Below are 13103 nucleotides of genomic sequence, written 5' to 3' on the forward strand. Positions count from 1 at the left end.
TGATTTAGGCAGCCTTTTTTTGTTATATAATCCCTTCTTACTCTTCACCAAGCAAAGCTTCACAACCCTATGAATATTTTTTATGAAGAAAGTGGCCAGTTTAAGGTCGCCAGCATTGTGACCAAAAACGACGCCTCTTACCAGGTCGACACCCAACACGGCAAACGCGCCAAAATCAAAGCCAATAACGTCTTCTTAGAGTTTGACGGCGCCCTTGAGCCTTTCTTGGCTCAGGCCACGGCCACGGCCGAAGACGTCGACGTCGATTTTCTGTGGGAAGTGTGTGGCGAAGAGGAATTCAGCGCCGTCGACATTGCCGAAGAGTACTTTGGACATAAGCCCAACAACATTGAATTGGCCGCCACCTATATGAAAATCTATGCGGCGCCGATGTATTTTTACAAAAAAGCCAAAGGCTTTTTTAAAGCTGCACCAGAAGACACCTTAAAAGCGGCCCTGGCCGCCATCGAGCGCAAGAAGCAAGAAGAAGCCCAAATCGAAGCCTGGGCCGACGCCCTGTGCCAACAAGAGTTGCCAGAGGCGATCAAAGCCGATTTGATGACCATCTTGCATCTGCCCAATAAGCAAAGCCTGACCTACAAAGCCTTTGCCTTGGCCGCCGATCGCAGCAAACAATCGCCGCTGGCCTTAGCCCAAAGCGTAGGTGGCCTACCGTCGATTCCTGACTATTTACTGCAAGGCTTTTTACTCCAGCACTTTGCCAAAGGCACCGCCTTCCCAGAGTTGCCGATTCCGACTTTGCCAAACCTGCCTGAAGCGGTAGGCATTAAGGCCTTCTCGATTGACGACATCAGCACCACCGAAATCGACGACGCTATTTCCGTGACGCCACAGGCCAACGGCAGCACCCGCTTAGGCATTCACATTGCGGTGCCCAGCCTAGCCATCAGCGCCGACAGCGACATCGAACGCCTGATTTTTAATCGCCTCAGCACGGTCTACTATCCTGGCGACAAAATCACCATGCTGCCAGACGAATGGGTGCAACACTTCACCTTAGACGCCGGCCGTCATTGTCCTGCATTAAGCCTCTACATCGACGTGATGCCAGACAACACCCTAAGCACGCCAGAATGCAAAATAGAAAGCGTGTGGATTGACGCCAATATTCGCCTGCACGAAATTGAGCCTGTATTTAATCAAGAGACGCTGGCCACACCGGCCACGTTGCCGGACTTTGCCTATAAAACCGAATTGCTGTGGCTGCATCAGCTGGCCGTACACCTGGAAACTGCCCGCGGCAAACACGACCCGAGCCGTCCGGTACAGTTCGACTACGGCATCGACATTGATGCTGATGAGCACGTCAGCATCACTAAGCGCCAGCGCGGTGCCCCCATCGACCTGCTGGTCAGTGAAATCATGATTTTGGCCAACAGCCACTGGGCCAAAATGTTGGACGACAACGAAACGCCAGGGATTTTCCGTATCCAGCCCACCGGTAAGGTGCGCATGAGTACGCAGTCTGAGCCCCACGTAGGCATGGGCGTGTCACATTACGCTTGGTGTACCTCACCGCTACGCCGCGCCGTCGACTACATCAACCAAAGCCAAATTTTGGGCCTCATCGGACAGAAGCCGATGCGCTACCAAAGCGGCGACAGCATGCTGTTTGCCGTGTTACGTGACTTTGAAGCCACCTACAGCGCCTACAACGATTTCCAAAGAACCATGGAACATTATTGGTGTTTGCGCTATCTGAAACAGGAAGCCATCACCGAGCTCACGGCCTTGGTGCTGAAAGAAGACCTAGTACGCATCCAAGGGCTGCCGATGGTTCAGCGTATCATTGGCCTGCCGCAAGGCACCGTACCCAAATCAGTGGTGAAGCTCAGCGTTCAGCACATTGATCTGGTTCACCAAACCGCCCAAATGCAGTTTTTAAGCGTGGTGAGTACGCCAGAGCCTCTGGTGAGCGCCGCAGCAGAAACGCCAGAAGTGGCTGACGCAACAGCCGCCGACGCCGGCCCAACCGCCAGCTAAATAACCCGCCGCGAGCGCCTAGCCTCGCGGCTGACTGAACGACCTTAAAGTATGAAAACAAAGGAAACAATATGAAAACGTGGATGTGTTTGATTTGTGGGTTTATTTATGACGAAGCCCAAGGCATGCCGGACGACAACATCGCACCGGGCACTAAATGGGAAGACGTTCCGCCGAACTGGACTTGTCCAGACTGCGATGCACGCAAAGATGATTTTGAAATGATTGAAATTTAAGATGCAGTCATTTGCCTAAGCCGGCATGATTCGATTATGATATTGGCACGTTTACGGACAAAGTACACCATGAAAAAAAACCACCTCACTTCATTAGTGGCGGCCCTGGTTATCGGGGGCGCCTTAAGCGGCTGCATGAGTACAACAGGCGCCGACCTCACCGGCAGCAATCGCAAACAGCTGCTGCTGATTCCTAGCGAAGAGCTGAACGCTGAATCTGCGCAGCAATTCAAGCAGCTGACTGCCGAAGCCCGTCAAAAAGGCCTGCTGGATACGTCTTCGCCTACGGCCAAACGCGTCAAAACCGTGTTCAACCGCTTGGTGCCACACACTACGGTGTTCCGCCCAGACGCCGATCAGTTTAATTGGCAAATTGAAGTCATCAAAAGCAATGAAGTCAACGCCTTCGCCATGCCCGGCGGCAAGATGGTGGTCTACACCGGCATCGTGAACCAGCTAAAACTCAGCGATGACGAACTGGCCGCCATCGTCGGCCACGAAATGGCCCACGTCTTGCGCGAGCACAGCCGTGAACAGGTGTCACAAGACTTCGCAAAAAGCCAAGGCTTAAGCCTGGTGGGTAAGCTCGCAGGCTTGTCCAGCAGCCAAACCGACCTAGCAGCCCAAGTGGGTAACTTGGCCGTCACCCTACCGTTTTCACGCACCATGGAAACCGAAGCCGACCGCATTGGACTTGAAATGATGGCGCGTGCAGGCTACAACCCTGAGGCGGCGGTCACTCTGTGGCAAAAAATGGCTGCCCTAGGCGCCAGCGGTGGTATGTTCTCAACCCACCCCGCCAGCGAGGCACGCCAAAAAGAACTGCAAAAATTCATCCCGACGCTGATGCCGCTGTATGAACAAAGCAAGGGCAAGAAAGCGCCCGCGCCTAAATAACGCTAAGCCATACGTCTATGCCCACACCACCCTAACCTCAGGGTGGTTTTTTTATGCCGTCTAAGATCTAAGCCCTGCCCTGGGCGCAAAAAACCCCGTCTGTTAATCCGATTATACGAATGCTATACTCACTCACCATGCCCATTATGGGCCTTCACTATTCCTAACCCTGGGGCAACCGTGTCTCTTTCCGAATAAGATCCATCATGACGACAAATAGAGTATTAGGCAGTACCTTAATCATTGCCGGCACCACCATTGGTGCAGGGATGCTGGCGCTTCCGCTGGCCTCCGCCGGCATCGGCTTTTGGCCAGCCACCCTTATTATGTGCGGCATTTGGCTATTGATGACCTACACCGCTATGCTGATGCTGGAAGTCCACCAGCACGCGCCCGTTGACGCCACCTTACACACGCTGGCGCATCAATTTCTGGGTAAAAAAGGCCGCTATCTGGCCACATTTGCCGTGCTGTTCCTCTTTTACGCACTGTGCGCCGCCTACATTGCCGGCGGCGGCTCCCAGTTTAACGACAAAATCAACGCCTGGTTTAACGTTCAGCAACACACGTGGGGCACGGTATTCTTCACCGTGGTGGTGGCATTGGTGGTGTCGATCGGCACGCACTCGGTCGACATCGTCAACCGTGTGCTATTCACCTTAAAAATCATCGCCTTGGTGATCATGCTCAGCCTCTTATTACCGCACGTACAGGCCGAGAACCTAATGGCCATGCCGCTGCAGCAAGGCCTGTTGATTTCGTCGCTGCCGGTGATTTTTACGTCTTTTGGCTTTCACGGCAGCATCCCCTCCGTGGTGCAATACGTCGGTAAAGACATCAAGGCCTTACGCAAAATCATGATTTTTGGCTCGGCTTTGCCGCTCATTGTGTATCTGCTGTGGCAGGTGGCCATTCAAGGCATTTTCACCCAAGCAGAGCTCTTTGGCAGCCCTGGCCTGAGCCAGTTCATGAGCGCCATCAGCCAATCATTACAAACGCCGATGGTGAATAAAGCCGTCACCGTGTTCGCCGATTTGGCTCTGGCCACCTCATTCTTAGGCGTGAGCCTAGGCCTGTTCGACTTTATTGCCGACTCGCTCAACCGCAATCGCAGCGGCAGCCACCGCCTTCAGGTTGCCCTGATCACCTTTGTCCCACCATTAGGCTTTGCTCTTTTCTATCCCCAAGGCTTCATCACCGCGCTAGGCTATGCCGCCATTGCGTTAACCATTTTAGCCGTTTTTTTACCGGTCGCCATGGTGTGGGCCAAACGCCAACAAATGCCCACCGGCAGCGACTACGTGGTCAAAGGGGGTAAGGCCACCCTGGTTCTGGTCTTCATCATTGGCTGCGCCATCATCGGCTCACAGCTGCTGCAGATGATCGGCGTCATCCCCGCCGTCGGATAAATAGGAATCACCCGCAACCCGCCGTCTGGCGGGTTTTTCTATAGTTATTATTAAAGAGTTCTTTAATCTAAATCGGTTATAATGGTGAAACAATTGAACAAATTAATATGAAAGGGTATGACATGAAAGGTAATCCAGAAGTCATTGACTATTTAAACGTCTTGCTGGCAGGGGAGCTTGCGGCACGTGACCAATACTTCATTCACTCTTCTATGTATGCCGAATGGGGTTATCAAAAACTTTTTGCGCGCATCAACCATGAAATGGCTGATGAAACCAATCATGCGCAACAAATCATCACCCGTATTTTAATGCTGGAAGGCACGCCTAAAATGGTGCCCAGCGCGATTAATGTCGGTAAAGACGTACCCGAAATGCTGCGCTTGGATTTAAACCTGGAAGAAGAAGTCCGCGGCGCCTTGAAAAAAGGCATTGCCCTGTGTGAAAGCAAGCAGGACTACGTCACCCGTGAAATGCTGGTAACCCAGTTGCAAGACACTGAAGAAGACCACGCCCACTGGTTAGAACAGCAGCTACGCCTCATCGACATGGTGGGCCTGCAAAACTACTTGCAAAGCCAGTTCTAATCCACACAAAAAGGAGTGACCATGAAAGGTGACCGCATCGTGATTCAGCAGCTCAATAAAAATTTGGGCCTGCTGTTAATCGCCATTAACCAATATTTCTTACATGCGCGCATTTTGAAAAACTGGGGCTTTACCGAGCTAGGCGAACAGATTTATAAAAAATCGATTCAGGACATGAAGGACGCCGACAAAATCATTGAACGCGTGCTGCTGTTGGAAGGCCTACCCAATCTACAGGAACTAGGCAAGCTATTGATTGGCGAAAGCGTGCCTGAAATCATCGCCTGCGATCTACAGCTAGAAACCAATAAGCACGAAGCCTTGGTGACGGCGATTGCCCTATGTGAAGAAAAGCAAGACTACGTTTCGCGTGACCTCTTAGCGGTTCAGCTGGACACCAACGAAGAATACTTCGATTGGCTAGAAACCCAACAAGAGCTGATCAACGAAGTAGGCTTGATGAACTATCTACAGACGTCGGCTCAAGAAGACTGAGTGGCGTTTTAACCACAAAGCCCTGTTGCAATCGCGCAACAGGGCTTTGTTTTTATTCAGAATTCGCTTAATCGGGGCCTAGGCAATGGCCGCTGCGGCACAGGCGCAGGCTGAAAATGCGGGAATAGAGGCGCCAGCTGATTGAGTCCCGGGCAGATAGGCGCTGGCCGCATCAGAGCAACAGCCACAGCAGGTCGCCACGCCTAAGCTGGCCTGGAGGTCGGCTAAGCTGGTCGCACCAGCGCTGACTTCTGCTTTAATTTGTGTGTCCGTGATCCCATTACAGATGCAAATGTACATGAGGCTGCCCTTTGTTTCGTCTAATCAATGACGTTAATAATACTGATTATCATTAATCATGGCAAGGGCTATTTTGCCAGCCGCCACAAACCCAGCAACAACCATTCAGTTTAACTCATTTCATCATATGATCAAGCATTTACTGCCCTCACTCGCATTTTTCAATATAGTTTTACTTTTTATCAGACTTTCTTTAAAGAAAGCTTTATTTTATGAGCAAGACCCCTAATAATAAAGGCGTACAGCAGGATACCGACAACGATTCCGGGGGAGTCAAAAATGAAAAAATACCTACCCGCCCTATTGCTTTTGGTCTTATCTGGCGCCGTCATGGCCGCCGATGGTGGCAACATCGCCATTTCAGGTAAGGTCGTCGATCTTTCTTGTAGCCTTAATGTAGAAGCACCTGTCGTCAAATCAGCCGAAGCCGTGGCCGTTGAAGCCTGTGCCGCCAACATCAAAGAACACATGTCGGTGCATTTAATCAACAGCGACCACTTAGAAAAAGGTGAACTCGCGCGTGTAGACAGTGGTAAAATCGAGCCAGCAAACCCCAATGTGGTGTTTGCCGCTTACTTATAAAAACCATTCAGGCCCAGAGCCGAAACCACACACATCATGCGTCGACTCACTGCCTTTGCGGTGGCCTGCCTATGGCTCTTAGGCTGGCCGCTTCACACCCAGGCGAGCGCTACCCTTATGGGTACGCGCCTGTTTCACTATTGCCAACAGCAAAAGCAAACCCTCACTTTTTTAGCCGACTACGTCAAAAGCCCCAGCGTTCTGACCACTTGGGTGGATGAAGCCCCGCACCAGCTGCTGCCTGATCAGGCACAAGCGCCCTTTATGGTACTGCCAGCCCAGTTTAAAATGCAGCCCAAAACCCCGCAAAAAGCGGTACTGCTGTATACCGGTACGCCGCAGACCTGCCCCAAGACCCAAGAAGCAGTGTATTACTTTTACTTTTTAGAAACCCCGCTCAAGGCCCTGAGTAAACCCGATACCATGCAGTATTTAAGCATGGTGAAATTATTTTTACGTCCCAAACACCTCAACAACAACCGACTAGGCGGCGGTACCAAGCTGAGCATTGCGCTAGATGCGCCCCACGCCCAGCTGCTGATCCGCAACCCAACGCCCTATCATGTGACGGTTAGCCGCTGGCAAAGCGGCCAGAAACTGTTGGCCGAACCGGTGATGGTGGCCCCAAATAGCACCCAGCGCCACCCTTTGAGCCGCACAGCCGCTCTAAAGATCGGTCAAACCATCACCCTCACCACTTTGGATGACTTTGGCCAACCCCATCGCAGCCAGCATCAGCTCACACCGCCCTAGCCGCCCATAAAAAAACCCCGTCTATGACGGGGTTTTGCTGAACGTGAAAAGCGTACGCTTAGTCTTCGTATTCAGAAGGGCTAGGGCAGCTGCACATCAAGTTACGGTCACCGTACACGTCGTCCACGCGGTTCACGGTCGGCCAGTATTTATTGGCCGCCACGAATGGCAATGGATACACGGCTTCTGCACGGCTGTAAACGTGGGTCCACTCGTCGGCAATCACGTTGGCGTGCGTGTGTGGAGCATGCACCAAAGGATTGTCCTCTAGTGGCCATTCACCGGCTTGCACTTTCAACACTTCTTTTTTGATTTGCTTCATCGCCGCAATAAAGCGGTCGATTTCGGCTTGGCTTTCGCTTTCGGTCGGCTCAATCATCAAAGTACCGGCAACAGGGAACGACATGGTTGGGGCGTGGAAGCCGAAGTCCATCAAACGCTTGGCAATGTCCACTTCAGTGATGCCGCTGGCTTCTTTCAAAGGACGGATGTCAATGATGCATTCGTGCGCCACTTTGTCGTTTTGGCCTGTGTACAGCACAGGGTAATCATTTTTCAAATGATGCGCGATGTAGTTGGCGTGTAGCAAAGCCGCTTCAGTTGCCTGACGCAGATTTTTACCCATCATGGTGATGTACATCCAAGTGATCGGCAAGATGCTGGCGCTGCCGTAAGGCGCAGCAGAAATCGCACCAAACTCAGCGTCTAAGCCGTCAATCGGCGCCACGATGTTGCTGGCCATGAACGGCGCTAAATGCGCTTTCATGCCGATTGGGCCCATGCCAGGACCGCCACCGCCGTGAGGGATGCAGAAGGTTTTGTGCAGGTTCATGTGTAATACGTCCGCGCCGACTTCGGCAGGCTGCATGATGCCCACTTGGGCGTTCATGTTCGCACCGTCCATGTACACTTGACCGCCGTTGGCGTGAATGATGCTGCAAATTTCACGAATCGACGCTTCAAACACACCGTGGGTTGATGGATAGGTAATCATCAACGCACCCAAATTAGCCGAATGCTCAGCAGCTTTGGCTTTTAGGTCTTCCACGTCCACGTTACCCAATTCGTCACAGGCCACGATCACCACTTTCATGCCGGCCATTTGGGCTGAGGCTGGGTTGGTGCCGTGGGCAGAGCGAGGAATCAAGCACACGTCGCGATGGCCTTCGCCACGAGACTCATGATAGCGACGAATCACCACTAGGCCAGCGTATTCACCTTGGGCGCCAGAGTTAGGCTGTAGCGACATGGCGTCAAAACCGGTGATGGTTTTCAGCTGTTCTGCTAAGCCATCCAACATGCCCATATAGCCTTCGGTTTGGTCTTTCGGCGCAAACGGATGCATGTTTGAGAATTCAGGCCAAGTAATCGGCAACATTTCGGCCGTGGCGTTCAGCTTCATGGTACAGCTGCCCAATGAAATCATGCTGAAGTTCAGCGCAATGTCTTTGCTTTCTAGGCGTTTTAAGTAACGCAGCATTTCGTGTTCGGTGTGGTAGCTATTGAACACAGGATGAGACAAGATCGCGTCGGTACGCAATACGGCCGCAGGCAAGCGGGTCGTGATGCTGTCGATCAACGCGTCTTTACCTACGAACAGCTGGGTCAATTGGTTTAGGTCGTCTAGGCTAGACTCTTCATGGAAGGCGACGGCCAATACGCTGCTAGACACTTGGCGCAGGTTGTAACCCGCAGCTTGCGCAGCGGCGTAAACGTCGGCGGCTTTAGCACCCAAATCAACCTGAACGGTGTCAAATAAAACCTCATGCACCACTTTGCCACCGGCGGCCACAACGGTGTTGGCAAATGCGCTGGCCAAGCTGTGGATACGGTTAGCAATACGTTTCACGCCTTCTGGACCATGGTAGACAGCATACATACCGGCCAAGTTAGCCAATAATACTTGCGAGGTACAGATGTTAGAGTTGGCTTTTTCGCGACGAATGTGTTGCTCACGCGTTTGCAAAGCCATGCGCAAGGCTGGTTTGCCGCCGGCATCAACCGATACACCGATCAAACGACCAGGGGCAGAGCGTTTCATGCTGTCTTTAAAGGCGAAGTATGCTGCGTGAGGGCCACCAAAGCCCATCGGCACGCCAAAACGTTGGGTGTTGCCCAAGGCCACGTCGGCGCCCATTTCACCTGGTGATTTCAACAATACCAAGCTCATGATGTCGGCGGCCACACAGGCCAAAGCGCCTTTGGCTTTAACCGCAGCAATCACGTCGGTCAAATCCACCACGTCGCCGTTCACGCCCACGTATTGGAATAAAGCACCAAAGTAGTCGCCTTCAGCAGCCTGAGCCAAATCGCCCACGACTAGGTCGAATTCAAAGTATTTGGCGCGGGTTTGCATCACCGCCAAGGTTTGTGGCAACACGCGGTTGTCCACAAAGAACTGGTTAGACTTAGAGCGCGACACACGTTTGGCCATAGACATGGCTTCAGCAGCAGCGGTGGCTTCGTCCAATAAAGACGCGCCAGATACTTCTAAACCTGATAAATCAATACACACCTGTTGGAAGTTCAACAAAGCTTCTAAGCGGCCTTGTGACACTTCAGCTTGGTAAGGCGTATAGGCTGTATACCAGCCTGGGTTTTCCAACACGTTACGCGCAATAACGTTAGGCAAACGGGTTGGGTAATAGCCCATACCGATGTAGCTTTTAAAAATTTTGTTTTTGCTGGCAATGGCTTTTAGTTTAGCCAAGGCATCGGCTTCGCTTAGGCTGTCAGGCAAACCAAACGGCTGCGGCATCAACACGCTGTCCGGTACGGTTTGGGCCACAAACTCGGCCATGCTGTTCAAGCCTAAATCGGCCAACATGCTGCTTTGTTCGGCGGCAGAGGTGCCAATGTGGCGGCCAACGAACTCTTCATTGAAGAACAATGATTGAATACTCATGAGTTAAACCCTTTTATAATCAAGAATGACCAAACGTTAATCGTTTGACATGCAAGGCAAAACAAAGCCCGCAACAGCGGGCTTCAAGGATATTAGGCGATTTCAGCAGCGTATTGTTCTGCGCTCATCAAACCGTCTAGGTCAGCCGCATTGCGTGGCTTCACGCGGAAGAACCAGCCTGCGCCGTAAGGATCGGTGTTGGCCAAATCAGGGCTGGCGATCAACTCTTCGTTGATGGCCACGATTTCGCCGTCGATCGGTGCGTAGATGTCAGAAGCGGCTTTAACCGATTCAACCACGCCAGCTTGGTCGTCAGCGCCTAAGTCATCACCCACGTTTGGCAATTCAACAAACACGATGTCGCCCAAAGCTTCTTGTGCGTGCTCGGTAATGCCCACGGTCACAGTGCCGTCGGCTTCCAATTTCAACCACTCGTGTGACTCAACGTATTTTAAATCTGCAGGAATATTGCTCATCTTAATTCTCCAGTGTATGTATAAAAGACACAATCATTAAACGAAAACCAAACTCAATAGCCAACATTCAGGCCGGCCACAGATGCTCTGCGCCCGCCCGAAGTATGCTTACAATTCAAACATTGCCTTGCCTTGACGAACGAATGGCAACTTAATCACGCGTACATCGGTTAAGGTACCGCGAATGTCAACTTGGGCCATATCCGTTGTGGCGGCAGGCACGCGGGCAATCGCGATCGATAATTTCAAGCTGGGTGAGAACGTACCGCTGGTGATCACGCCAGTGCCCACGTTTGGAATGTTCACTTCCATGCCTTCACGCAACACGCCGCGGGTACTCATCACTAAACCCACTTGCTTCACTTCCACGCCAGTGGCTTTTTTGGCTTCTAGCGCCGCTTTACCAATGAAATCACGGTCATTCCACGCAATGGTCCAACCCATACCGGCTTCTAGCGGCGTGATGTCTTCATCCATGTCGTGGCCATATAAGTTCATGCCAGCTTCTAAACGTAAGGTGTCACGCGCGCCCAGACCACAAGGCACGACGCCTGCGCCCTGTAGGGCGGCAAAGAACGCCAGCGCTTCTTGATTCGGCAACAGTACTTCCACACCGTCTTCACCGGTGTAGCCAGTACGGGCTACAAACCAATCGTTGGCCAACTGAGCGCCTTGGAATAGGCTCAAACCATCAACGATTTCTTTCCATTCTGGCTTCACGGCTTCTAGTTTGGCAATTGCGTTCGGGCCTTGTACCGCCAAAATGGCTAGGTCGGTGCGTACGCTTAGCTGCACGCCAAAAGGCGCGGCTGTTTTTTGGAACCACGCCACGTCTTTTTCACGGGTCGCAGCGTTAGAAATAATGCGGTAGCCACCTTCGGTCAAGTACACGATTAAGTCGTCGATCACCCCACCTTGTTCATTCAACATGGGTGAATAAAGGGCCTTACCCACGACTTTCAATTTAGCCACGTCGTTGGCCAGCAGTTTTTGCAACCAGGCTTGAGCCTGTTCGCCAACCACATCGGTAATGGTCATGTGAGACACGTCAAACATGCCTGCATCGGTACGTACCGCTTCGTGCTCTTTAATTTGTGAACCGTAATGAATGGGTAATTCCCAACCGCTAAAATCAACCAGTTTGGCACCGGCATCAACGTGGGCTTGGTAGAACGGGGTGTGTAAAAGTTGTGACATTTTGATGGCTCCAATGTAAATAAGAACGCCCTTTTTATCAATAAAGGTGCGTACCCTATCTGTCCTGAAACCTGAGATTTTCGAAACCCGTGCCGCTTTTTTACGACACTTGGCTTCTTTCCCCCTTCGGTGGGCCAGGCTTGGCCACTCTCCAGATTTGCTTGAGCGCATCAACGCTCGATATTTAACAGTCCGGTTACCTGAGCGATTACAAGGGTGTATGCGCCTTCGGTGGTGCCTATGCACGCTCTCCTGCTAAACTGACACTATTATCTTTTGTTTGCCTGTTTTTGGCAAGCCAAAGCGCGCGCCGACGCAGAAAAGCACGGCGTAAAATTCACCCTCTCGGAGCATGACGCGCTCACAAAGTAACTAAAATTGATAAAATATGTTAGATATTTTTGCAAATTATGCTTTTATTCCTCTATTATAGACGCCGGGAACAGAACCTATAGGCATCAATTACCATCCTCTCACTGGTGATTGCAAGGCGACGGTGACACAATCAGGGCAGGGTTTACAAAGCATCGTCGGGCCACGTGGCAACGCCACTCATTGCCATATTGTTTTATAAACACCACCCCCGAAAACATATTCTTGCTTCAGCCTCGCTTTTTCAGGTATTCTTTCCCTATATATACTAATACCAACGTTTACTTTTCTAGTGACACCCATTCGTAGCCCAACAATAAGATTGGGCTCAGGAGAAAGCTTCATGAAAAATGTGATTTTAGATAAAACCGATCTTAAGATCTTACAAGTACTACAAGAGAATGGTCGCCTGACCAACGTAGAGTTGTCTGAACGTGTGGCTTTGTCCCCGTCACCTTGCCTGCGCCGCTTGAAACAGCTAGAAGATGCGGGCGTGATTCGCCGCTATGCCGCCTTACTAGAGCCTCAAAGCATGGGCCTAGGCTTGCAAGCCATCATTCGGGTGTCGTTAAATAAGGGCGACAACGCCCGCGGCCTCTTCGATGAAGCGGTACAAGAATGGCCTGAAGTATTGTCTTGCTTTGCTTTGACCGGCGAAACCGACTATCTACTGCACACCTTCTTTGTCGACATGGAAGATTTCTCCCACTTTGTGTTGGACACTTTATTGTCTCAACCTGGCGTCAACGATGCAAAATCAAGCTTCGTCCTCAAAGAAATCAAATCCACCACGTCATTGCCGCTGGCTCATCTACATTTAGATTAAGCGCAACGACAACGTGATTAAGGCTGCCTGAATGTCCCTTTTTCAGGCAGCCTTTGCTATGATG

The 13103-nt window shown here is 51.5% G+C and carries 13 protein-coding genes and 2 riboswitches; of the genes, 9 read left to right on the plus strand and 4 right to left on the minus strand.

What is annotated here, in order from left to right; genetic code table 11:
• Positions 1-69: 69 nt before the first annotated feature.
• The 6 genes from AB8Q18_13835 to bfr (AB8Q18_13860) all read left to right on the plus strand — a co-directional run bounded on the left by AB8Q18_13835 (position 70) and on the right by bfr (AB8Q18_13860) (position 5628).
• The gene (locus AB8Q18_13835; protein ID XDZ51236.1) at positions 70-2004 is read left to right on the plus strand and encodes a ribonuclease catalytic domain-containing protein; all 1935 of its coding nucleotides are present in this window, start codon (positions 70-72) and stop codon (positions 2002-2004) included.
• 71 nt (positions 2005-2075) lie between these two features.
• A complete protein-coding gene (locus tag AB8Q18_13840; GenBank protein ID XDZ51237.1) occupies positions 2076-2240 on the plus strand; it encodes a rubredoxin in 165 nt (54 codons plus the stop codon).
• A gap of 135 nt (positions 2241-2375) precedes the next feature.
• Complete coding sequence (locus AB8Q18_13845) at positions 2376-3137, plus strand: M48 family metallopeptidase (protein XDZ51238.1); 762 nt, start codon at positions 2376-2378, stop codon at positions 3135-3137.
• A gap of 206 nt (positions 3138-3343) precedes the next feature.
• Positions 3344-4546 (plus strand): aromatic amino acid transport family protein, encoded by a 1203-nt coding sequence (locus tag AB8Q18_13850; GenBank protein XDZ51239.1) that lies wholly within the window; start codon positions 3344-3346, stop codon positions 4544-4546.
• Positions 4547-4668: 122 nt separating this feature from the next.
• On the plus strand, positions 4669-5133 hold the full coding sequence (bfr, locus tag AB8Q18_13855) for a bacterioferritin (protein XDZ51240.1): 465 nt from the start codon (positions 4669-4671) through the stop codon (positions 5131-5133).
• A 21-nt stretch (positions 5134-5154) separates the two neighbouring features.
• Positions 5155-5628 carry a bacterioferritin gene (gene bfr / locus AB8Q18_13860; protein XDZ51241.1) on the plus strand — a complete coding sequence of 158 codons (474 nt, stop codon included), beginning with the start codon at positions 5155-5157 and terminating at the stop codon, positions 5626-5628.
• 78 nt (positions 5629-5706) lie between these two features.
• Here the strand turns inward: bfr (AB8Q18_13860) and AB8Q18_13865 are convergent, their stop codons facing one another.
• Positions 5707-5928 carry a (2Fe-2S)-binding protein gene (locus AB8Q18_13865; GenBank protein XDZ51242.1) on the minus strand — a complete coding sequence of 74 codons (222 nt, stop codon included), beginning with the start codon at positions 5926-5928 and terminating at the stop codon, positions 5707-5709.
• A gap of 279 nt (positions 5929-6207) precedes the next feature.
• On the opposite strand from AB8Q18_13865, the gene AB8Q18_13870 reads away from it, so the two are divergent.
• A complete protein-coding gene (locus AB8Q18_13870) occupies positions 6208-6510 on the plus strand; it encodes a hypothetical protein (protein ID XDZ51243.1) in 303 nt (100 codons plus the stop codon).
• A 36-nt stretch (positions 6511-6546) separates the two neighbouring features.
• Entirely contained in the window at positions 6547-7263 is a 717-nt protein-coding gene (locus AB8Q18_13875) for a molecular chaperone (protein XDZ51244.1), read from the plus strand.
• Positions 7264-7321: 58 nt separating this feature from the next.
• Here AB8Q18_13875 and gcvP read toward each other — a convergent pair whose 3' ends face one another.
• From gcvP to gcvT, 3 genes are all read right to left on the minus strand, one after another.
• Positions 7322-10168 carry an aminomethyl-transferring glycine dehydrogenase gene (gene gcvP / locus AB8Q18_13880; GenBank protein XDZ51245.1) on the minus strand — a complete coding sequence of 949 codons (2847 nt, stop codon included), beginning with the start codon at positions 10166-10168 and terminating at the stop codon, positions 7322-7324.
• Positions 10169-10260: 92 nt separating this feature from the next.
• A complete protein-coding gene (gene gcvH / locus AB8Q18_13885) occupies positions 10261-10644 on the minus strand; it encodes a glycine cleavage system protein GcvH (protein XDZ51246.1) in 384 nt (127 codons plus the stop codon).
• A 108-nt stretch (positions 10645-10752) separates the two neighbouring features.
• Positions 10753-11841, minus strand: coding sequence for a glycine cleavage system aminomethyltransferase GcvT (gcvT, locus tag AB8Q18_13890; GenBank protein ID XDZ51247.1), 1089 nt, complete (start codon positions 11839-11841; stop codon positions 10753-10755).
• Between the two features lie 49 nt (positions 11842-11890).
• Positions 11891-12006: riboswitch (glycine riboswitch) on the minus strand.
• 13 nt (positions 12007-12019) lie between these two features.
• Positions 12020-12106, minus strand: a riboswitch (glycine riboswitch).
• 450 nt (positions 12107-12556) lie between these two features.
• On the opposite strand from gcvT, the gene AB8Q18_13895 reads away from it, so the two are divergent.
• Entirely contained in the window at positions 12557-13039 is a 483-nt protein-coding gene (locus tag AB8Q18_13895) for an Lrp/AsnC family transcriptional regulator (GenBank protein ID XDZ51248.1), read from the plus strand.
• Positions 13040-13103 lie beyond the last annotated feature (64 nt).

It is taken from the genome of Neisseriaceae bacterium CLB008 (genome assembly GCA_041228285.1).
Taxonomy (GTDB): Bacteria; Pseudomonadota; Gammaproteobacteria; order Burkholderiales; family Neisseriaceae; genus JAGNPU01.